At 71.8% G+C, this 21,265-nt stretch carries 20 protein-coding genes; 9 read left to right on the top strand and 11 right to left on the bottom strand.

Annotation, left to right across the window (positions count from 1 at the left end):
- The coding region (locus tag HTZ82_RS08115; RefSeq protein WP_175408614.1) for a hypothetical protein at positions 1-756 on the bottom strand (756 nt) is incomplete at its 3' end.
- A 181-nt stretch (positions 757-937) separates the two neighbouring features.
- Here HTZ82_RS08115 and HTZ82_RS08110 point away from each other — a divergent pair.
- The 3 genes from HTZ82_RS08110 to HTZ82_RS08100 all read left to right on the top strand — a co-directional run bounded on the left by HTZ82_RS08110 (position 938) and on the right by HTZ82_RS08100 (position 3,216).
- On the top strand, positions 938-1,234 hold the full coding sequence (locus tag HTZ82_RS08110) for a DUF3303 family protein (protein ID WP_175408613.1): 297 nt from the start codon (positions 938-940) through the stop codon (positions 1,232-1,234).
- Between the two features lie 325 nt (positions 1,235-1,559).
- The gene (locus tag HTZ82_RS08105; RefSeq protein WP_309235372.1) at positions 1,560-2,150 is read left to right on the top strand and encodes a Uma2 family endonuclease; all 591 of its coding nucleotides are present in this window, start codon (positions 1,560-1,562) and stop codon (positions 2,148-2,150) included.
- A 67-nt stretch (positions 2,151-2,217) separates the two neighbouring features.
- Positions 2,218-3,216: an aldo/keto reductase gene (locus HTZ82_RS08100; RefSeq protein WP_175408612.1), complete on the top strand. Its 999-nt coding sequence runs from the start codon at positions 2,218-2,220 to the stop codon at positions 3,214-3,216.
- 145 nt (positions 3,217-3,361) lie between these two features.
- Here the strand turns inward: HTZ82_RS08100 and thpR are convergent, their stop codons facing one another.
- The 3 genes from thpR to HTZ82_RS08085 form a co-directional block, all read right to left on the bottom strand.
- Positions 3,362-3,931 (bottom strand): RNA 2',3'-cyclic phosphodiesterase, encoded by a 570-nt coding sequence (gene thpR, locus HTZ82_RS08095; RefSeq protein WP_175408611.1) that lies wholly within the window; start codon positions 3,929-3,931, stop codon positions 3,362-3,364.
- A gap of 94 nt (positions 3,932-4,025) precedes the next feature.
- On the bottom strand, positions 4,026-5,432 hold the full coding sequence (locus HTZ82_RS08090) for an MFS transporter (protein ID WP_175408610.1): 1,407 nt from the start codon (positions 5,430-5,432) through the stop codon (positions 4,026-4,028).
- 28 nt (positions 5,433-5,460) lie between these two features.
- A complete protein-coding gene (locus HTZ82_RS08085) occupies positions 5,461-5,916 on the bottom strand; it encodes a MarR family winged helix-turn-helix transcriptional regulator (protein ID WP_175408609.1) in 456 nt (151 codons plus the stop codon).
- A gap of 129 nt (positions 5,917-6,045) precedes the next feature.
- Here HTZ82_RS08085 and HTZ82_RS08080 point away from each other — a divergent pair, with 129 nt between their 5' ends.
- The gene (locus HTZ82_RS08080) at positions 6,046-6,228 is read left to right on the top strand and encodes a ribbon-helix-helix protein, CopG family (protein ID WP_175408608.1); all 183 of its coding nucleotides are present in this window, start codon (positions 6,046-6,048) and stop codon (positions 6,226-6,228) included.
- A 27-nt stretch (positions 6,229-6,255) separates the two neighbouring features.
- Here the strand turns inward: HTZ82_RS08080 and HTZ82_RS08075 are convergent, their stop codons facing one another.
- Positions 6,256-7,707 carry an NCS2 family permease gene (locus tag HTZ82_RS08075; protein ID WP_175408607.1) on the bottom strand — a complete coding sequence of 484 codons (1,452 nt, stop codon included), beginning with the start codon at positions 7,705-7,707 and terminating at the stop codon, positions 6,256-6,258.
- Between the two features lie 170 nt (positions 7,708-7,877).
- Between HTZ82_RS08075 and HTZ82_RS08070 the strand changes: the two genes are divergently transcribed.
- On the top strand, positions 7,878-8,144 hold the full coding sequence (locus tag HTZ82_RS08070) for a DUF2530 domain-containing protein (RefSeq protein ID WP_175408606.1): 267 nt from the start codon (positions 7,878-7,880) through the stop codon (positions 8,142-8,144).
- A gap of 102 nt (positions 8,145-8,246) precedes the next feature.
- Positions 8,247-10,742 (top strand): HAD-IC family P-type ATPase, encoded by a 2,496-nt coding sequence (locus tag HTZ82_RS08065; RefSeq protein ID WP_175408605.1) that lies wholly within the window; start codon positions 8,247-8,249, stop codon positions 10,740-10,742.
- 17 nt (positions 10,743-10,759) lie between these two features.
- Here the strand turns inward: HTZ82_RS08065 and HTZ82_RS08060 are convergent, their stop codons facing one another.
- From HTZ82_RS08060 to HTZ82_RS08040, 5 genes are all read right to left on the bottom strand, one after another.
- Positions 10,760-13,885, bottom strand: coding sequence for a sacsin N-terminal ATP-binding-like domain-containing protein (locus tag HTZ82_RS08060; RefSeq protein WP_175408604.1), 3,126 nt, complete (start codon positions 13,883-13,885; stop codon positions 10,760-10,762).
- Positions 13,886-13,992: 107 nt separating this feature from the next.
- Positions 13,993-14,295: a hypothetical protein gene (locus HTZ82_RS08055; RefSeq protein WP_254711711.1), complete on the bottom strand. Its 303-nt coding sequence runs from the start codon at positions 14,293-14,295 to the stop codon at positions 13,993-13,995.
- Between the two features lie 734 nt (positions 14,296-15,029).
- Positions 15,030-15,821, bottom strand: coding sequence for a helix-turn-helix transcriptional regulator (locus HTZ82_RS08050; protein WP_302852216.1), 792 nt, complete (start codon positions 15,819-15,821; stop codon positions 15,030-15,032).
- Between the two features lie 23 nt (positions 15,822-15,844).
- Positions 15,845-16,354, bottom strand: a complete 510-nt coding sequence (locus HTZ82_RS08045) for a DUF6879 family protein (RefSeq protein ID WP_175408602.1) — start codon at positions 16,352-16,354, stop codon at positions 15,845-15,847.
- Positions 16,341-16,556, bottom strand: a complete 216-nt coding sequence (locus HTZ82_RS08040) for a hypothetical protein (protein WP_175408601.1) — start codon at positions 16,554-16,556, stop codon at positions 16,341-16,343. The genes HTZ82_RS08045 and HTZ82_RS08040 overlap by 14 nt, the downstream gene beginning before the upstream one ends.
- Before the next feature lie 407 nt (positions 16,557-16,963).
- Here HTZ82_RS08040 and HTZ82_RS08035 point away from each other — a divergent pair, with 407 nt between their 5' ends.
- Complete coding sequence (locus HTZ82_RS08035) at positions 16,964-17,818, top strand: hypothetical protein (RefSeq protein WP_254711709.1); 855 nt, start codon at positions 16,964-16,966, stop codon at positions 17,816-17,818.
- A gap of 52 nt (positions 17,819-17,870) precedes the next feature.
- Here the strand turns inward: HTZ82_RS08035 and HTZ82_RS08030 are convergent, their stop codons facing one another.
- On the bottom strand, positions 17,871-18,791 hold the full coding sequence (locus HTZ82_RS08030; RefSeq protein WP_175408599.1) for a DUF3027 domain-containing protein: 921 nt from the start codon (positions 18,789-18,791) through the stop codon (positions 17,871-17,873).
- 224 nt (positions 18,792-19,015) lie between these two features.
- Here HTZ82_RS08030 and HTZ82_RS08025 point away from each other — a divergent pair, with 224 nt between their 5' ends.
- Positions 19,016-20,560, top strand: a complete 1,545-nt coding sequence (locus tag HTZ82_RS08025; protein WP_254711708.1) for an MFS transporter — start codon at positions 19,016-19,018, stop codon at positions 20,558-20,560.
- Between the two features lie 45 nt (positions 20,561-20,605).
- Complete coding sequence (locus HTZ82_RS08020; protein ID WP_175408598.1) at positions 20,606-21,091, top strand: DUF2771 domain-containing protein; 486 nt, start codon at positions 20,606-20,608, stop codon at positions 21,089-21,091.
- The last annotated feature ends 174 nt before the right edge of the window (positions 21,092-21,265 follow it).

Below are 21,265 nucleotides of genomic sequence, written 5' to 3'. Positions count from 1 at the left end.
CCGGTCACTGCCCCGTACCTCGGCGGCGCTCCGGTACGCACCCGGGCGCAGCCCCGCCACGCGCCCCACGCACACCACCCGCGCACCCGCCGCCAGCGTGGCCGGCGGTGCCGGGCGCCCCGCGCAGTCGAACCGGACGCCGGGCAGGCCCCGGTCGGTGAGCCGCACCCCGTACACGGGCCGGTTGCCGGGGTTGGCCACCACGTACCGGAGCTCCGCCCGCGGGCTGACCGCCCGCCGTACGGAGACGCCGAGCGTCAGCGCGCCCGCCACGCCCTGGTAGCCGGCGACCGCCGACGCCTTCGGGCGCTTGCCCAGCGACGGGATACGGCCGCTGACCCGCACGGTCGACGTGTGCCGTCCGGGCGCGGCGGCGACGCGGGACGTGCAGACGACGCTGGTCATGCCCCGCATCCAGAACTTCGGGCCGCCGGGGCAGCGCAGCGCCTTCCCCGGCGCGGCCGGGTCCGTCACCGTCACGCCGTGCAGGTCGGCGCCCGAACGGTTCGTCACGCGGTAGCGCTTCACGACCGGGTGGCCGGTCCGGACACCGCGCCGCTCGGCGGCGCGTCCGGGCTTCGTGTTGACCGTCACGGACAGGCTGAGCCCCCCGGACCCGACCCCGTCGGCGGCGGCGTGCGGCGGCCGGGACGCCGGGGGCAGGCCCAGCGCCTGGGCGCACAGCAGGAGGGCCGCGGCGACCAGCAGCGGCACCTTGAGCAGCGTCCCCTTGCCTTCGGGGCGGTACGTCGACATCGGCCCCAGCGTCCGCCGCACCGCCGGACGCTGAAAGCGGAGGGCATCCGGTGTTGCGCCACCTGTGCGCAAATGCACCACGATGGTCGACGCCGGGTAGCGGACCGCGGGCGGGCGACGGACGGTGGCGGAGCAGGCAGATGCAGAACCCGCCCCCATCCCCACGTGAAGGAGCACCCCGATGCGCATGATCCTGCGCGCCACCATGGACACCCAGAAGTCCAGCGAGCTGATCAAGAACGGCAAGATGCCCGAGATCCTGAAGACGATGATGGAGCAGTTGAAGCCGGAGGCGGCCTACTTCACCCCGGACAAGGGTCGCCGGAGCTGCGTGATCGTCTTCGACATGGACGACCCCTCACAGCTCCCGGTCATCACCGAACCCCTGTACGCGCAAGCGGGCGCCGAGATCAGTGTCCAGCCCTGCATGAACCTCGAGGACCTCCAGCGCGGCCTGGCCGCCATCGGCAACCGCTAGCCGCCCGCCGGCTCGAAGCCGCCCCGCCCGTGGCAAGTTGTCGCCACGGGCGTGTCGCTCTTGCGGCGAGCGGTGTTGTAGTGCGCGGCTGCCCGAGAGCGCGGGCAGCGGGGAGGAGCGCCACGATGACCGCCGACGTCCAGGAGACCACCGTCGCCTTCGGTCACCCCGTCGTCCTCGGCCCCCTGGTGTCATCCTCGACACCGAGCGTCTTCCCCTGGAATAGGCGACTGGCGAGTTGTCGCCACGGGCGTGTCGGGGTTGCGGTGGCTACCGTTGTAGTGCGCGGCTGCCCGAAGAGGAGGCAGCGGGGAGGAGCGCCACTGTGACCGTCGTAGAGAACGACAGGATCGTCATGGCCGAGAGCAGCGACGAGTGGACCTTGGACGCGATGTTCGAGGCGCTTGAGGAGATGCACGTCCCCGAAGGGTTCAAGACCGAGATCGTCGGGGGCACCATCGTCATGACGCCTCAGCGCGCAAACCACTGGGACATCATCCTGGGCATCATCGAGCAGCTCCGGACCAAGTACCCGCGTAAGCGGGTGCTGTCGGACGTCCGGATCGACTACCCCGGCCGCCTCAACGGGTTCGCGACGGACGTGACCCTGATCGCCGAGGGCGCCGGTCCCGACGACAAGGGCCGTTTCCACCACAAGGACGTCGTCTTCGTCGCGGAGGTCATCTCCAGGGGTACCGGCCTCAACGACTACGGCCCCAAGAAGGACGCGTACGCCGCCGCTGGCGTGCCCGTGTACCTGATCGTCGACCCGTACACCGGCAAATGGGTGGTGCACACGCAGCCGAAGGACGGCGAGTACACGGACGAGGCGCGGTCGGTCTTCGGCCGTCCCGTCGACCTGACCGGCACGCCCGTCGGACTCGTCCTTGCCACCGACGACTTCGCCAGGGACTGACCCCAGCTGACCAACCGTCGAACTCGCTCTTGATTCGAGCGCACTCCAAGGCGTTGGCTTACGTCCCATGGAGTACACGCAGCTCGGACGCACCGGACTCAAGGTCAGCCGACTCGTCCTCGGCACGATGAACTTCGGGCCCCAGACGGACGAGGCCGGCAGCCACGCCATCATGGACGCGGCGCTCGGCGCCGGCATCAACTTCTTCGACACCGCCAACGTCTACGGCTGGGGCGAGAACAAGGGACGTACCGAGGAGATCATCGGGTCCTGGTTCGCCCGTGGCTCGGAGCGGCGGGACAAGGTGGTCCTCGCCACCAAGATGTACGGGTCGATGGCCCCCGACGGGCCGGCCTGGCCCAACCACGACAAGCTGTCCGCCGTCAACATCCGGCGCGCCGTCGAGGCCAGCCTCCGCAGGCTGAACACCGACTACATCGACGTCTACCAGTTCCACCACATCGACCGGGACACCCCGTTCGACGAGATCTGGCAGGCGATCGACGTCCTCATCAAGCAGGGCAAGATCGTCTACGCCGCCTCCAGCAACTTCCCCGGCTACAAGATCGCCCAGGCCAACGAGGCCGCCGCGCGGCGCGGCATGGTCGGGCTGGTCAGCGAGCAGTGCCTCTACAACCTCGTCGAGCGGCGCGCCGAGATGGAGGTCATCCCGGCCGCCCAGGAGTACGGGCTCGGTGTCATCCCCTGGTCGCCGCTGCACGGCGGGCTCCTCGGCGGAGTCCTCCGCAAGGAGCGCGAGGGCGCGGCGGGGCCCCGGTCGGGCGGCGGGCGGGCGGCGGAAGCGCTCGCCGACAGCGAGCTGCGCGAGAAGATCCAGGCGTACGAGAACCTGCTGGAGAAGCACGGCCTCCAGCCCGGCGAGGTCGCCCTGGCCTGGCTGCTCACCCGCCCCGGCGTCACCGGGCCCATCGTCGGGCCGCGTACGGCCGAGCAGCTCGACTCCGCGCTGCGGGCGATCGAGCTGGAGCTGGGCGAGGAGCTGCTGGCCGAGCTCGACGCGATCTTCCCGGGCCCGGGGCCTTCCCCCGAGGCCTTCGCCTGGTAGCAGGGGCGCGCGCGAGCGCGGCGCGGTCGGCCGGGCTACTGGCCGACCGCCGCCGCCACCGCGATGATCGCGAACATCATGACGAGTACACCGGCCATGATCCGGTTCCGTGTCTTCGGGTCCACCCTTCGAGGGTAACCGGACCTCACCCGGCATGGCCGAGCGGCCAGGCCTCCACCGTCTCGTACCGGGGCCGCTCGCCCGCCACGCCCGACGTGGGCAGGTTGCTCCGTACGAGAGCGAGCTCGGCCACCTCCCAGCGGGAGCCCTTGAACCGCTCAAGCTCCGCGACGAACGGCCGCAGGTCCGTGTCCACGCGGCTGCGGGCCAGCGTCAGGTGGGCCTGGTAGCGGCGGTGCTCGTCCATCGGGACGCCCGCGCGCCGGGCGGCCGCGTCCGCGCGTTCGGCGAGCAGCCGCATGTCGTCCAGGCCGCCCGCCGCGCCCGCCCACAGGGCCCGGCGACCGAACCGCCCGCCCCCGTGGACGCGCAGCGGGAACCGGCCGGTGCGGTGCGCGGCCCGGGCGAGGCGGTCGGACAGGTCGGGCACCAGCTCGTCGTCCACCTCGCCCATGAACGCCAGCGTGTAGTGCCAGCCGGGCCGGCCCGTCCAGCGCAGTTCGTCCGCGCCGGGCAGGGCGCGCAACTCGTCCACCAGGAGAGCCAGTTCCTCGACCGCCGGTCGCGGCGGCAGCACGGCAGCGAAAAGCCTCATGCTCCCGAGTCTGGCACGCCGGCCGCGGTGTGTGAGGCCCCGATCGGGCCGCGGCCGCGGCCACGGCTCTGCGGCCGTAGCAGTGGCCTTACGGTCACGCCGCGGTGGCCAGCTCCCGCGCCGGTTCGGTACGGCGGGGTGCCTCACGCGGTACGAAGCGCAGGCGCGGCCGCCCGCCCTCCGGCCGCCGCTCGACCCGGAGCCGTACACCGACCGCGCGGGCGAGTACCAGGCCGATCACCGCGGCGGCGGCCAGCGACACGGCACCGCCCGTGGCGAAGCCCACGCGGGCGCCGTACGTGTCGGTGATCCAGCCCAGGAGGGGCGCGCCCAGCGGCGTACCGCCCACGAACACCATCATGTACAGGCTCATCACACGGCCCCGCATGATCGGGTCCGTTGCCAGCTGCACGGACGAGTTCGCCGTGACGTTCACGGTCAGGCCCACCATGCCGATCGGCACCAGCAGCAGCGCGAACAGCCAGAAGGACGGCGAGAGCGCGGCGGCGATCTCCAGGACGCCGAACGCGGCGGCCGCGCCCACCAGCATGCGCAGCCGCGAGGTGCCGCGCCGCGCCGACAGCAGCGCCCCGACGAGGGAGCCGACGGCCATGAGCGTGTTGAGGAAGCCGTACGTTCCGGGACCGACGTGGAAGACGCCGTCCGCGAAGGCCGTGAGCCAGATCGGGAAGTTGAACCCGAACGTGCCGATGAACCCGACGAGGGCGATCGGCCAGATCAGTTCCGGGCGGCCCGCCACATAGCGCAGGCCCTCCCGGAGCTGGCCCTTGCCGCGCGGGGCGCGCTCCACCCTGTGCAGCTCGGCGGGGCGCATCAGGAGCAGGGCGGCGAGCGGGGCCAGGAAGGACAGGCCGTTGACGAGGAACGCCCAGCCGCTGCCGACGGACGCGATGAGCAGACCGGCGACGGCGGGGCCGACGAGCCGGGCCGACTGGAAGTTCGCGGAGTTCAGGCTGACGGCGTTGCGGAGCTGGCCGGGGCCGACCATCTCGGAGACGAAGGACTGCCGGGTCGGGTTGTCGACGACGGTCACCATGCCCAGCAGGAACGCGACCAGGTAGACGTGCCACACCTGGACGTGCCCGGAGAGGGTGAGTCCCGCGAGGGTCAGCCCGCACAGGCCGAGCGCGCCCTGGCTGACGATCAGCAGGCGCCGCTTCGGGTAGCGGTCGGCGATGACGCCGCCGTACAGGCCGAAGAGCAGCATCGGGAGGAACTGCAGGGCGGTGGTGATACCGACGGCGGCGGCGGAGCCGGTGAGGCTCAGGACCAGCCAGTCCTGGGTGATGCGGGCCATCCAGGTGCCGGTGTTGGAGACGATGGCCCCGGTGAAGAACAGCCGGTAGTTGCGGACCTTCAAGGAGGAGAAGGTCCCGTTCTGCTTATGCCGCTTAGACCGCCGGTGCGGCTTGTGCTGTGTGTTGCGATCGTGGTCTGGATGATGTCCGGGGGCGGAGTCTGCTCCGTTTCCCGTCCTCAAAAGGGTTCGCCTCCTCGGCTCGGTCTCTCTACAGGTGCGCGAGCTTCTCCAGTACGGGAGCGGCCTCGCGCAGCTTGGCCCACTCGTCCTCGTCCAGCCCCTCGGCGAGGGATGCCAGCCAGGCGTTCCGCTTGCGGCGGGACTCTTCCAGCATGGCCTCGGCCCGCTCGGTCTGGCTGACCACCTTCTGCCGGCGGTCGTCCGGGTGCGGCTCCAGCCGGACCAGGCCCTTGGCCTCCAGGAGGGCGACGATGCGGGTCATCGACGGCGGCTGCACATGCTCCTTGCGGGCCAGCTCACCGGGGGTGGCCGAGCCGCATCGGGCGAGGGTGCCGAGCACCGACATCTCGGTCGGGCTCAGCGACTCGTCGACGCGCTGGTGCTTCAGCCGCCGGGACAGCCGCATGACGGCGGAACGGAGTGCGTTCACAGCGGCCGCGTCGGCGTCGTCGCCGTACCGCGTGCCACGGGACAGGTCAGGCATAGTCTTTAGAGTAACTCATTACTCTGCCTAAAGACCAGTGGGATTATCTGAGGGATGCATCACTCGAAGGAGTGAGAATCAGTCGAAAAGCGACGCGCGGGCGCGGAGGCCGGCGCGACTCTGTCGGGCATGGGATCGACAGTGCTCAGCCTGCGGATAGACGGAGAGCTGCTCGACCGGGTCAGGCAGCATGCGGCGAGAAGTGGAATGAGCGTCCAGGACTATGTGGTCCGGACGCTCATTCGTGAGGACTTCGACGAGCGCTTCAACGCGGCCGTCGACGAGACGGAGAAGTTCTACGGGCTCACGTGAGGCCGTGGAACGAGGACTGCGTGAGGCCTAGGTGAGGCCGAGGGACGGCATGGCGTAGTAGAAGACGAAGACCGCCGACACGACGTACATCGCGGCGGGTACCTCGCGGCCGCGGCCCGCCGCGAGGCGCAGGACGCTGAACGCGATGAAGCCGATGCCGATGCCGTTCGTGATCGAGTACGTGAAGGGCATCATCACCATCGCCAGGAACGCCGGCACCGCGATGGTGAAGTCGCTCCAGTCGATGTCCTTGATCGACCCGGCCAGGATCAGGAACCCGACCGCGACCAGAGCGGGCGTCGCCGCCTGGGACGGGACCATCGTGGCGAGCGGGGTGAGGAACAGCGCGACCGCGAAGAGTCCGCCCGTGACGACCGAGGCCAGGCCGGTGCGGGCGCCCTCGCCGACGCCCGCCGTGGACTCCACGTAGCACGTCGTCGCGGAGGACGAGGTGGCGCCGCCGGTGGCCACCGCGAAGCCGTCGACCAGCAGGACCCTGTTGATGCCGGGGAAGTTGCCGTCCTTGTCCGTCAGCCTGGCCTCGTCGCCGACGCCGAGGATCGTGCCCATCGCGTCGAAGAAGCAGGACAGCAGCACGGTGAAGACGAACAGGGAGCCGGTGAGCAGACCCACCTTCTCGAACCCGCCGAACGGGCTGACCTGCATGAACAGTCCGAAGTCGGGGCTGGCGACCGGGTTGCCGGGCCAGGTCGGCGTGGTCAGGCCCCAGGACGGGACCTTCACCACCGCGTTGACGGTCATGGCGAGCGCGGTCATCGCGACGATCGAGATGAGGATGGCGCCCGGGACCTTGCGGATGATCAGCGCGAGGGTGAGGAGCGTGCCGATCGCGAAGATCAGCACCGGCCAGCCGGAGAGGTGCCCGTCCGCGCCGAGCTGGAGCGGGACGGTGGTGTGCGCGGCGTCCGGGATGCGGGAGACGAAGCCGGAGTCCACCAGGCCGATCAGCATGATGAACAGGCCGATGCCGATGGCGATGCCCTTGCGGAGGCCGACGGGCACGGCGTTCATGACGCGCTCGCGCAGGCCCGTCGCCACCAGGAGCATCACGATGAAGCCGGCGATGACCACCATGCCCATCGCGTCCGCCCACGCCATGCGGGGCGCGAGCTGGAGGGCCACGACCGTGTTGACGCCGAGGCCGGCGGCGAGGGCGATGGGGACGTTGCCGATCACGCCCATGAGGAGGGTGGTGAACGCGGCGCTGAGCACCGTCGCGGTGACGAGCTGGCCGCCGTCGAGCTGGTGCCCGTACATGTCCTGGGCGGAGCCGAGGATGATCGGGTTCAGCACGATGATGTACGCCATCGCGAAGAACGTCGCGAAACCGCCGCGTACCTCACGGCCGACGGTGGAGCCACGCTCCGAGATCTTGAAGAACCGGTCCAGCGTGCTGCGGCCGGGGTCGGCCGGCTGCTGCCCGGGTGCGGCCGGGGGAGCGGTGACCGTGGACGGCATGGAGAACCTCGTGGTGCGGGGGCGGGGGTGGCGTTTCGCCGCTGGGACCCTTGGGCTTTGTGCGTTCGTACGACTGGGCCGGGTCCACGGCAAACCGTTTCAGTATGAACATATGATCGTGTGATCGCTATCTCCGCGCGTAGAACCGGGGGCCGCATACGATGTGGGGCATGGCCAAATGGACCCCCAAGTACGAGGCACCCGAACCCCTGGAGGGACCGGTCGTCGCCACGATCGTCGGCGGCACGATCCTGTGGTTCGTCCTCTTCCTGGTGCAGGTCCCGTTCCTCGGCTGGTTCGCCGACCGCGACCTCGACTGGTGGGTCTGGACCTGCCTGGCCGGCGGCGGCCTGGGCCTCATCGGCATCTGGTACGTCCGCAAGCGGGACGCCGCCCTCAAGCGCGCCCGGCACGCCCAGGACGCCCGGCAGCCGTAGCGGCGGAGTCGTAGCGCCACGGGAGTATCCGGGTCCTACCTGGGTCGGATCTTGCGGGCGCTCGGGGGGTGAGGGCCGGGTTCCGGCCGTACCGTCGGAGACATGACGCAGCGGGCCAGGACCGACACGAGCGTGGCAGCGGAGAGCGGCGAGACGGCCGAGGCGGCCCAGGAGGCCCAGGCGGCCGAGGCGGTCGTTCCGTACCGGCCCGGTGGGCTGACCGCCGGTGAGGTCGCCGAGCGGGTGGCGCGGGGGGAGGTCAACGACGTTCCCGTCCGCAGCTCGCGGTCCGCCGTCGACATCGTGCGCGGCAACGTCTTCACCCGCTTCAACGCCATCATCGGCGTCCTGTGGGTGATCATGCTGATCGTCGCGCCCATCCAGGACAGCCTCTTCGGGTTCGTCATCGTCGCCAACACCGGTATCGGCATCATCCAGGAGCTCCGCGCCAAGAAGACCCTCGACGGGCTCGCCGTCATCGGGGAGGCCAAGCCCACCGTCCGGCGGGACGGGCGCGCCGTCGAAGTGTCCACATCCGAGATCGTCCTCGGGGACCTCATCGAGCTCGGGCCCGGCGACAAGGTCGTCGTCGACGGGGTGGTGGCCGAGGCCGACAGCCTCGAAGTCGACGAGTCGCTGCTCACCGGTGAGGCCGACCCCGTGCTCAAGCGCGCCGGGGACAGCGTCATGTCCGGCTCCTTCGTCGTCGCCGGCGGCGGGGCCTTCACCGCCACCAAGGTCGGCCGCGAGGCCTACGCCGCCCAACTCGCCGAAGAGGCGTCCCGCTTCACGCTCGTCCACTCCGAGCTGCGGTCCGGCATCTCCACCATCCTCAAGTACGTCACCTGGATGATGGCCCCCACCGCCACCGCCCTCATCATCAGCCAGCTCTTCCTCAAGGGCGCCGACTTCAAGAACTCCATCGCCCGGACCGTCGGCGGCATCGTGCCGATGATTCCCGAGGGGCTGGTGCTGCTGACGTCCGTCGCCTTCGCCATCGGGGTCATCCGGCTCGGGCGCAAGCAGTGTCTCGTGCAGGAGCTGCCCGCCATCGAAGGCCTCGCGCGCGTCGACGTCGTCTGCCTCGACAAGACCGGCACCCTCACCGAAGGCGGCATGGACGTCACCGAACTGCGCTCACTCAACGGCGCCGACGAGGCGTACGTGAAGAAGGTGCTCGGCGCACTCGGCGAGTCCGACCCCCGGCCCAACGCCTCCCTCCAGGCCATCATCGACGCCTACCCCGACAGCGACGACTGGCGCTGCACCGAGGCCCTCCCTTTCTCCTCCGCCCGCAAGTACAGCGGCGCCGCCTTCAGCGAGGGCGACGGGCAGACCAGCGCCTGGCTCCTCGGAGCGCCCGATGTGCTGCTCCCGGAGCACGATCCCGTCCTGGCGGACGTCGACGGGCTCAACCAGCAGGGGCTGCGCGTGCTGCTGCTCGCACGCGTCAGCGGTGGCGGCGGTGGCGGCGGTGCCGGCGGTGGCGGCGGTGTCGACGGCGTCGGCGGCGAGCTCGACGACCCCGAGATCGCCCGCAAGGCGGAGGCCTCCGCCCTCGTCGTCCTGGAGCAGCGGCTGCGGCCCGACGCCGCCGACACCCTCGCCTACTTCGCCGACCAGAACGTCGACGCCAAGGTCATCTCCGGTGACAACGCCGTGTCCGTCGGCGCCGTCGCCGCCAAGCTCGGCCTCGCCGGGGCCGAGCACACCGTGGACGCCCGGCGCCTCCCGGCGGAGCGGGACGACATGGCCCGCGCCCTTGAGGACGGGGTCGTCTTCGGGCGCGTCAGCCCGCAGCAGAAGCGCGACATGGTCGGCGCCCTCCAGTCACGCGGCCACACCGTCGCCATGACCGGCGACGGCGTCAACGACGTCCTCGCCCTCAAGGACGCCGACATCGGCGTCTCCATGGGCACCGGCTCCGAGGCCACCCGCGCCGTCGCCCAGATCGTGCTGCTCAACAACAGCTTCGCCACCCTGCCGTACGTCGTCGCCGAGGGGCGGCGCGTCATCGGGAACATCACGCGCGTCGCCACGCTGTTCCTGACCAAGACGGTGTACTCCGTGCTGCTCGCCGTCCTGGTCGTGGCGTTCCAGGTCGAGTATCCGTTCCTGCCCCGGCACCTCACCCTGCTGTCCACGCTCACCATCGGCGTACCCGCCTTCTTCCTCGCGCTCGCGCCCAACAAGGAGCGCGCCAAACCGCACTTCGTCCGGCGCGTGATGCGGTACGCCGTGCCCGCCGGGCTCATCGCGGCCACCGCCACCTTCTCGACGTACCTGCTCGCCGGCGGCCACTACAGCGGGCCCGGCGCGCTCGCCGCCGAGACCAGCGCGGCCACGCTCACGCTGTTCCTCGTGTCGCTGTGGGTGCTGGCGATCATCGCCCGGCCGTACACGTGGTGGCGGATCGGGCTGGTCGCGGCGATGGCGGCCGGGTTCCTCGTGGTGCTGGTCGTGCCCTGGCTCCAGGACTTCTTCGCCCTCAAGCTCGTGGGCACGACCCTGCCGTGGGCCGCCGTGGGCATCGCGGCGACCGCCGCTGTGCTGCTGGAGTTCGCGTGGCGGTGGGTGGGGAGGCGGTTCCCGGCGTGATCCCCCCGGTGGGACTCTCAGTCGAACCAGCGGGCCGTCTCCAGCTCCTCCGTCCGCGACTCGTCCTCCAGCAGCGCCGCCACCTCGAAGCGCCTCGGCCACTGGCCCGCCGCCCACGCCAGGCCCGCCGCCACGCCCTCCAGGGTGGCGGCGTGCACCGTGCCGTCCGGGGTGAGGCGCCAGTCCAGCTCCGTACCGCCCGCGACGAGCAGCTCCTCGTGCTCGACGTACGTCGCCGGCGTCCCCGCGCCGAGCAGCGTGTGCACCGGACGCGGAACCTCGCGCTCCATGCCCTCCGACGCCACCTCCGCCCGCTCCCGCAGCACCTCGCTCAGCAGCCGTACCTGCAACTGCTCCGCCAGGGCCGCCGCGTGCGCCGGAGGCACCGGCAGCAGGGGCAGCCCGGCCGCCAGCGGCATCAGGTCCGGCGCGTCCGCCACCACCGCGTCGTCCGCGTCCACCACCCGCACCTCGCCGTCCACCACGGCACGCAGTCGGTCGGGGAGACTCAGCTCGTACGGGCCGAACACCAGGATCGTCGTGTACAGGACGTGCAGCTGCGCCGCCGTCACGGACCGCTCCGGGTCCGCGAGCCGGCCCAGCAGCTCGGACGCGCCGCCCGGCTCCTCGCACAGGGCCCGCGCCGACGTCCGTACGCCCAGGGCGTGCAGCACCTCCTCGTCGTGGAAGCCCGCCGTGTCCACCGGGTCGTACAGGCCCTCCAGATGCGACCCCTCGCGCTGCGCGCGCAGCCCCACCGGTCGGCGGCCCCCCAGCACCGGGTGGTCCCGCAGCCACCAGGCGGTGTACGCGTGGACGGTCTCCGTCGTGCCGTCGGGCAGCAGAACCCGTACCGGCTGGGTCAGGGCGTCCCGCAGCGGGGGCTGCGAGAGGAGCGCCAGGGCCTGCGGCCACGCGTCGTCGTCGACCAGGTCCAGGTCCCGTACCGCCACGATCTCCGTCGCCACCGGCGGGACGGGGCTCTCCGGGAGCCGGTCCAGGATGTCCTCGCACCACACGTCGACCGCGTCCAGCAGGCCCACGTCGTCCGGCTCCGCGTAGTCGGTGTCGCGCGGCTCCAGCTCGTCCGGGTCGAGTACGACGTCGGTGGCCCGTACGAGGGCGAAGTTGGCGAGCACGCCGCAGGCGGCCAGCGGCTGTTCGCCCCAGCGCTCCGCCAGCTCGGCGTCGCACAGCGCCAGTTCGTCCTCGCGCATGACGGAGGCGAACGGGCCGCCCGGCAGGACCAGTTCACCGGCCGGGGCGAGTTCGCCGTCCTCGTCGGGGAGGGCGAGGGCGCCCAGCCACGGCTCGTCGCCCGGTTCGAGGCCCGCGTCGCGGACCAGGGCCAGGACCGTCTCGGCCAGCTCGTCGGCGTCCAGGGCGTTCTCGTTCTCGTCCCACACCTCGTCCGCGTCCAGGGACGCCGCGACCGCCGCCCGCACCTGCGGCGTGGTGAGCACCGCGCGGGGCGTCGCCGGGAGCGCGCCGAGCTTCTCCAGGATCGGGTGCGCCGCGTCCGGGTGCGCCACCTTCAGGCCCAGGCGGGCCAGGTCCGCGGGCGTGTCCGGGAGCGGCAGCAGGACCTGGCGCGGGCCGATGGTGGTGCGGTGGTCGGCGAGCGGCACCGGGAGGCCGGTCAGCCGGTCCGGGTCGACGCCCGCCAGCGAGTCGTACAGGCGGTGCCACCACTCCGGGGCCCGCTCCACGCCCGCGAGCCGGTCGATGGCGTCGCCCAGCGGCAGCCGCGCCACGCCCAGGGCGCGCAGCTCTGCGCGGCGCTCCAGACCGGCGGGCAGCAGCGTCGGCAGCACCTCCGCCAGGACCCGTACGGTCTCCGCGCCCCCGCCCTCGACGACCTCCGCCTCGAACGGGCGCAGCGCCGTCAGCTCCTCGGAGGGCGCCGCGGGCGCGAGGAACGCCACACGTGGCAGCAGCTCCAGGACCGCGCCCCGGATCGCCCCGTCGAGCACGCCCTTGCCGAGCGGGCCCGGCACCAGGTCGATGGTGCCGGTCGTCACCGGCCGCCAGGCGGCGAGCAGTTCGGCGTACGCGTCCGCGGCGCGCGCCACGATGAAGTCCGTGAGCGGACCGGGCGCCGGGTGGCGGCGGGTCGAGTCCAGCGGGAACGACGCGATGAGCAGCGCCGGCACGGTCAGCGGCTCGTCGGTCGGCGTCGGCGCGTGGACGACGGGCGCCGTGTCCGGGTACACCGGCGCGCCCTCCGCGTCGACCGGGACGGCCCAGGTGACCGACCAGTGCGGGCGCAGCCGCTCCTCGACCGGGCGGTCCTTGAGCAGGGCGGGCGCGACCGGGCCGTTGTGCGTGACGGTGCGCCAGTGGGTGGGCGCGGCCTTCGCGGTGTCGTCGATCACGACGTACGGGTCGGCGTGCGCGCGCGTGAGGGTGCGGGCGCCCTGCGGGGTCTCCACGACGACCTCGGCCAGGCCCGGGAGGGTCAGCAGCAGGGCGTCGCCGATACCGGCGAGGAGGCGCTCCACCAGGTCCACGGCGGCGGCGTCGCGCAGCGGGAGGACCACCACCGTCTCGTACCCGGCTGGCGGGGTGCCCTCGGCGGGCAGCGGGAGGCGGAGCAGCGGCACGTGGCCGTCGCGGCGGCGCAGCTCGTCGCCCAGGCCGGGGCTGTGCCGCGCGGCATCGGCGGCCAGGTCGCGGGCCTCGGCCAGCGACCAGCGCACACCGCCGTGCCGCCCGATGACCGCGGGCTCGTCGCTCACCGCGAGCACGGCGGCGAAGCCGACGCCGAAGCGGCCGACCGCGCCTTCGTGGCCCTCCCGCTTCGCGGACGCGCGGAGCGTGGACAGCGACTCGACGCCCGTCGCGTCCAGGGGCGCGCCCGTGTTCGCCGCGGCGAGCACGGCGGGGCCTTCGGCGTCCGCCGGGTGCAGGGTCAGCCGGAGCCGGCCCGGGACACCGGCGCGTGCCGCGGCGTCGGCGGCGTTCTGCGCCAGCTCGACGACCAGGCGGTCGCGGTAGCCGCCGAGGCTCAGCTCCTCCTCGGCGTTGGCGTCCTCGCGGAACCTGGCGGGTCCCGCGCCCCACGCGTCGAGCACACCGCGCCGCAGCCGCGCGGTCCCGAACGGGTCGGTTCCCTCGCCCGCCGCCGTCGCCCTCACGCTCACGATGTGCTCCGCTTCTGCTTGCCGTGGTGACCCTTCTGCCGCCGAAGGTACCGCGCCCCCGCCCCGGCCCGGCGCCCGCGCCCCCTGGCGATGACGGCCAGGTCTCTTCACGCCGCGCCGGAGGGGCAGGGGTACCGGGGCCGGAACCGGTGCGGCCGACATCCGACGAGATACACCCCGAGGAACCGCTGCCCGCCGAGCCACCAGCCCCCCGCGACGTCCTCCCCTCCTGCCGCGACGTCGGCGACGGCCGCCAGCCGCTCTTCCAGGACCTCACGGTCGTGACGGAAGGTGAAGGCCTCCTTGTGCGGGCGCACCTGCTCGGCGAACCATCCCGCGGCCTCCTTCGGGTCCTCCCATGTGCCGCGTACGAAGGAGGCGGGTTTCAGCAGCCAGTGCGCGAGCTCCAACGGAGGTACCGGACTGGTGGCGAACTCGGGATGCCCCGCCCTCCGAACACCGGCCCGGACCCGGTGAAGCCCGGAGCCGACCCACGTGTAGCCGTGGTGGTGCATCGAGAATCCCTGAGGGTGGGACGGCTGGGGAAACGACGGCCGGAACAGAACTCACGGGATGCCGGATTCCGTACGAGGGGAAGCGCCCCCTGCCGGATCACGGCGCGTCCGAGCCGACTGCCCGGCGTCTCCCCCTACGGTGGCACCCTCGGGGCTCAGGGCTCGCGCGACCATCCGGGCCGCGTCCTCCGGTAGTTGCCCTATACCGACGTACACCCGCCCCTGGTGAGTGACGATGGGCCGAAGCGTCCGGCACACGGCCGGCGCCATCCCCAGCGCGGCGAACGCGGCCCTCAGTTCCTCAGCCGCCGCCTCGGCCCGCGCCCAGCACGCCCGCCACTGCTCCAGCTCCATCGGCATCGTCAGTGCCTCCTGCCGTGCGCGGCGATCTCGACGTTGCAGTCCGACACGGCCGAGAAGTCCCCCAGCCCCCGAGCCTCGGACCGCTGCCGCGCCAGTGCGGCACAGACGTCGCACCCTTCCGCAGGCGCGGGAGGCGTCGAGGGAAGGGCCAGATACACAGGGCCGGATTGTGCGGCAGGAGGCGCTGGCATGGATTCTCCCTGAACTCGTGTCTTCTGGAGAGCCATGATGGGGCCGCCATCCAAGCGACCCCATACCCTTTCCTGTTAACGTAAGAACCCGTCTCGGATACGCTCCGTCAGAATCCGCATCGCGTCCCCGTAGAGGGCTACAGCGGAAAACCGCTCGAAGACGTCGACGTAAGTCGCGACGTCCTTGGGGTCCCGAGTTGTGATTTCGGAGTGAAAGGTCTCGATCAGAACGAGTCGGGCGTCATGGATGCTGAAGCAGTTCATGGGGAAGTCCGGCATTCTGCCCGTCGCGGGGATGATCCCGATGGAGACGTTCGGGAGCCGAGACAAGGACACGAGCCGGTCCAATTGCACGGCCATTACGAATGGTTCGCAGACCAACCACCGCAGGACGTGTTCGCAGACCACGAAGTGAAATGACCGGCCCTCTTCGTAGAGCGTGGACTGGCGCGCGATCCTCGCCGCCACGGTCCGGGTCTTGGTCTCCTCCGGTAGCTCAGGGGGCAGGGAGAATACCGCTGTGGCGTACTCGGGAGTCTGGAGAAGACCTGGTACGAGCTGTCCCTGAAAGAGTCGGAGGAGGGTCGTGTTGGCTTCAATGGCCTTGATGGTGGACTGATGTTTCCAAGGGCCCATGCGGCGCATGAGCCGCCAGGCCGTGGCCTCTGTGACCGCAGTTCGGGCCGCGGCGAGGAACTCTTCCTTGACCTCTTCTGAGACGCCGAGGGCGGACAGGACCAGATCGACGTCCTGCACGGTCGGCAGGGTCCGGCCGTTCTCGATCTTTGAGAGTTTACCTGCGGACATGGAGGCCCTGCGGGCCACCGCGTCACCGGTCAGTCCCGATGCATCCCGCAGTGCCCGCAGGGCTCTCCCGATCGAGTCAGAAGTCAGTGGCGCCGCTCCCAGTAGGCCGTGAACGGGACAGCATGACTGAGGGCCAGGTCCCGGTAGTTCTGATACTCGGCGAGCCGATCGGCCGGCAGAAGCTCCGCGCCGGCGAACTCGCCGTCCGGGGTGTAGTGCATCCGGTATACGTCACGGTCGTCGAAGAGCCAGAAGTCGTGGTTCGGCAGGCCGGTCACCTCCTGCTCCGCCAGGTCGATGATCCCGATGGACTCCCCTGCCTTGACGTTCCCGGGGTAGGCCGACAGCTCGTACCGCAGGTAGTCGGTGAGCGGGGAGCGCAGGACGTGAACGCGCGAAACGCGCTTGCCCTTGTCAGTCATCGACCGGACCCACGGGTTGTCGTCCCACTCGGGGCCCATGTCCTCACCGGCGAGGAAGCGGGCGATCTCCTCCCGCTCCTCCTCCACGGCGTAGACGGCCAGCGTTTCCAGGCGGAACGCCGTCTGCTCGAAGGTCTCGAAGAGCCGGCCGAATTCTTCAAGGCCGAGCACGGAAGTACCCCTCCAGTACGGCAGCCGGGACCACGACAGCTGTCTCGCCCTCAGGTAGATCCAGCTGTGCCAGTCGCTCAAGATCATTGATCACGTAGCCCTGTACGACGTAGTCCTCGCCGTCCTCCGTGCCCCACAGCGTCGGACACGTGCCATTCCTGCACTCCGGGTCTCCCGACAGCTTCCGCAGCGGTGCCGCCATGGCTTCCCCTCTCGTGACAGCCCTTGTCGAATTCGATGCTTCCGCCCTGTTCGCGACAGGGTCAAGGGCTGATCCTTTCCAGAACGGGAAAGTCGTAGTCCGACTGCCTCGCGCGCCCTCGCAGCGGTTGAGTTGTCGCCTACGGGTGCGAACTGGTTTGCGAGCGAAGGGTGTTATTGCATATGCGTGCCGACGATGCGCTACGGTGACCGTGTCGTCACGCTCCGTGGAAGCGGAGCGGTCCCCGGTGGTGCTCGCAACACCAGCCGAGGACCTTCACCACTCGTGGAGAATGGAGTCCACCAGGGATGCTTCGGCATGCTATCGCGCCTACCCGGTGCTACACGAAGGTTCCGAACAGCCTTATCCGCCATCGGCGGCTGAACAGTGATGCCAAGGTCCTCCTGATGCACGTGCAGTCACTGCCCGAGGGTGGCCGCGACAAGAGCCTCAGCGAGTACGCCGCTGAGCTCGGCATCAAGGGGCGGGCCTACCAGAAGGCCAAGGAGCTGCTGGTGGCCTGCGGGTTCCTGCATCAGTGGCGGTACCAGAGCGGGCGGGGGCGGTGGGCCACCGATCAGTTGCTGGCAGACGTCACCCTTTCGCGTGAGGAGGCGGCCCGGGTCCGGGATGGGCTGCCTCCGAGTGCGCAGGAACCGGCAGTCGGTCAGCCGGGCGGTCGGGACGTCGGTGGCTCTGGACCTGAAGACAAAGACTGTAAGAAGAACGAACTTCCCCACCCACCACCCCAAGTACCTGGGCAGGAAACGGAAGAGGCCGAACCACAGGGCGTGCCCGCGCCCGAAGTGCCCGAAGTCGCCAAAGCCGAGAGGGTGTTGCTTTCGCTACGGTACATCAGTCGCGACCTGTTGCTCGGCGTGCGCGAGGCGCGGGAGCTGGCTGATGCCGCCGCCGAGTGGTTGCGGCGGGGGGTTTCCGTGGGTGACTTGTGCCGGGCGCTGACGACCGGGCTGCCGCCCGGTGGGGTGCGGTGCGCCGTCGGGTTCCTGCGGCATCGGCTGGTGGAGAAGCTGCCCGCCGCCGCCGAGCCGCCGGGGACGGATGCGTGGACGGCCGTCGCGCGGGCCAGGGAGCTCGTCGCCTGTGACGGGGGCGGGGACGAGCACCTGTTCCGGCCCGTCGAGGACGAGACCATCTGTCCCCGGTGCCGTACCGCTGCCGCCGGACCGGCAGAGGCGGGGCGTGTGTCGTGGCGCGACCGGGTGGCCGCTGCCGGCGGGGGTGTGCCGGGGGAGGTGTGAGGACCGCCCCTCGTGGAGTGCGGGGCGGCGTGAGCCCCGGGGCCCCGGGCCGTCAGCTGTGGCCCAGGTCCTCCGAGGTGGGGTCCGGGGTTTCCGGGACCGAGCCGCTGTCGCGGGGCGGGCGGAGGGGGAACTCGTCGGCCGCCATCGAGTCCAGGACCGGCGGCGCCGGGCGCGGGGGCTTCGGCATGACCGCGGCCTCCGAGTGGCCGCCGCAGCCGTAGTCGAGGGACACGACGTGCCCGTCCGCCGGCGAGAACTCGTTGCCGCACACGCCGAAGGCCTGCCCCAGGGAGCCGCCCAGGCGCAGCAGGAAGCCGCACGAGACGCAGGAGGCCGGGGCCGCCTGGGCCATCGGGGTCTTCGCGCCGTACGCCTCCTCCCAGCGGTCCGCCGCCACGTGCAGGCCGTACCGCGACAGGACCCGGGCCCTGCGCATGCCCAGCTCGTCCGCGACCGCCGCGATAGCGCCCCGCGACGGCGTACGCGGCACGAACTCCACGTCCTCCACGTCGGCGAGGTCCGTCATCTCCTCCGACACCGCGGAGTTCGGCGGCGGCTCGTCCTCGCCCGTGTAGCCCGGTTCCAGGCGCAGGTCGTCCGCCTCGGTCGGAAGCAGGTCGCCCGGGCCCATGTCTCCCGGGCGCAGCCGCTCGCTCCACGGCACCCACTCGGGTGCCAGCAGCGCGTCCGGCCCCGGCAGCAGCACCGTCTCGTCGAGCGTGACGGCCTTCGCGCGGGACGCGCGGGTCACCGTCACCGCCCAGCGCCAGCCCCGGTACCCGGCCTCACCGCACTCGAAGAAGTGCGTGACGACCCGGTCGCCCTCGGCCACCGCCTCCACGTACTCACCGACGACGCCGGGCGCCGCCGCCTCGTCGGCGGCCTCCCGGGCGAGATCTACCGCCTCGGCGCACAGGCGGTCGAGGGCGGGGGTACGCCGGGCACGGCTTCGCGTCGTCGCAGCACTCACAGGTCTCGCTTCTCTCCTACGCCGTCTCACAGGTGCGCCGGCCGATGCGCGACAACACGGGCTGCGGACGGAGCGGACCTTCGGACCGCATCGACGCCCACGCCCGACGTGCTCGGGCCCACCTCATGTCATCCATTCTGCGGGATGCCGAAGAGGCGCGCGGCCGAGAACTTTCCGCCGGTGGCGCGCTACGCACGCTACCCCCTCCGCCGCCCTCGGCCCACATGGCCGCCCCAAGTAGCTCTCAGGACCGCTCACGAACGGGGCCCGTGGGGCACTATGGCGACGTGGCAGCCGCGCGGCCGTCCCCAGGGCCCCCCGGGCCCCCGGGACCCCCGAAGCCGACCCGGCGGGCCGGAAACGCCCGGCGCGCCGGGCGGCTGCGCGCTGCGGGCCGCGGCGTCGGCCGGGCCGTGCACCTGCCGTTCACCGGCACCGCCCGCGGCATCCGCCGCGCCACGCACGCCCAGGGCGCCGGGGAGTCCGGGCTCGGCAAACTCATCGAGCTGCACGCCGTGAACGGCGCCGGCGACGTCATGATCACCATCGCGCTCGCGTCGACGGTCTTCTTCGCGGTGCCCACCGACGAGGCACGCGGGCGGGTCGCCCTCTACCTGGCGATCACCATGGCGCCGTTCACTCTTCTCGCGCCCGTCATCGGCCCGCTCCTCGACCACATCCCGCACGGCCGCCGCGCCGCCATGGCCGGCGCCATGCTCGCCCGCGCGCTCCTCGCCCTCATGCTGTCCGGCGCCGTCGCCACCGGCGGCATCGAGCTGTACCCGGCCGCGCTCGGCGTGCTCGTCTCCTCCAAGGCGTACGGAGTGGTGCGCTCCGCCGTTGTGCCGCGGCTGCTGCCGCACGGCTTCTCGCTCGTGAAGGCCAACTCGCGCGTCACCCTCGCCGGCCTGCTCGCCACCGGGGCCGCCGCGCCCCTCGGGATCGGCCTCCACCAGATCGGCCCGGAGTGGCCGCTGTACGGGGCGTTCACGCTGTTCGCCCTCGGGACGTTCCTGGCGTTCACCCTGCCGCACAAGGTCGACTCGGCGCGCGGCGAACGCAAGGCGCGGATCCTCACGCACGGCGAGCAGAAGCCGGGCCTGCGGACCGTCGGGCCCGCCGTGCTGCACGCGCTCCAGGCGAACGCCGCCATCCGCGGGCTCTCCGGGTTCCTGATCTTCTTCCTGGCGTTCCTGCTGCGCGTCCATCCGCTCGACGGCCAGAGCGCGGCCGTGTCCCTGGCCATCGTGGGTGTCGCCGCCGGCACCGGGAACGCCTGCGGTACGGCCATCGGCGCCTGGCTGAAGGCACGCGCCCCCGAAGTGATCATCGCGACGATGCTGACGCTGCTGCTCACCGCCGCGCTCCTCGCGGCGATCTTCTTCAGCGGGCTGGTGGTGGCGCTCCTCGGTGCCGTCGCCGGGCTCGCGCAGGCCCTGTCGAAGCTGTCCCTCGACGCGCTCATCCAGCGGGACGTCCCCGAGTCCGTCCGTACGTCGGCGTTCGCCCGCTCCGAGACGCTGCTCCAGATGGCGTGGGTGGTCGGCGGCGCCGTCGGGATCTCCCTGCCCCTGAACGGCACCCTCGGCATGGCCGCCGCCGCGCTCATCCTGGCCGTCGGCGTCGCCGTCGCGGGGCGCGGGCTCATCAGCTCGGCCCGGCACGGGGGTGGGCGGCATCACGATGGCGGGCACGGGGGTGGGCGCGGTGGCGGGCGCGGTGGCGGGCACCACGGCGGGCGCCCGCCACGCCGACCGCGCGTCGTGTGAGCCCCCCATGCGCCGTCGGCGGCCAGGCCCGATAGCCTTCGCCCCATGACCGTTGCGTTCCTCTCCGGTAGGGCCCGCCGGGCCGGCGTCGCCCTCGGTGCCGTCTCCGCCGGCCTCCTCGCCCTCTCCGCCTGCGACAAGCCGACACCGATCGCGACCGTGACGGTCGGCACCGAATCCGTGCACACCGAGGCCACCTCCGGCTGCTACGACGCCGACGGGCTGAAGCAGTCCAAGGCGCAGGAGTGCCTGCAGAAGACCGGCGGCAAGGTCGTCGAGGTCTCCCTCGACGACCGGATCCGCTTCGGCGTCGACCCGGAGATCGCCGAGAACGGCTGGACGCTGTTCATCAACGGCGAGCCCGCCGAGCCGGAGCCGTACAAGAAGACGTACCGCTCGATCAGCGCCAGCGCGTTCTTCGCCGGGCAGGCGGGCGGCGGGCCCGAGAGCCTCCGTATCGCCGTCGTCGAGACGCACGAGAAGACGAAGAAGCCGGTCGGCATCTGGCACTTCGAGCTCAAGAAGGTGTGACGCTGCGCGTCCTGGTCGTGACCGCGGTGGCGGCGGAGGCGTCCTCCGTCGCCCGCGGACTCGTCCCCCGCGGGCTCGCCTCCCGGGGGCCGGCCGGCCGCGCCGCCGCAGGCCCCGTCGCCGGTGCCGCCGTCGGCCCCGTCGCCGGGCCGTCCCGGACCCTGCCGAGCGGGC

Origin of the sequence: Streptomyces sp. TRM64462, from assembly GCF_013362995.1 — a bacterium.
GTDB lineage: Bacteria > Actinomycetota > Actinomycetes > Streptomycetales > Streptomycetaceae > Streptomyces.
The sequence above is the reverse complement of the archived record's forward strand: the minus strand, read 5'-3'. Positions and strand labels throughout refer to the sequence as shown.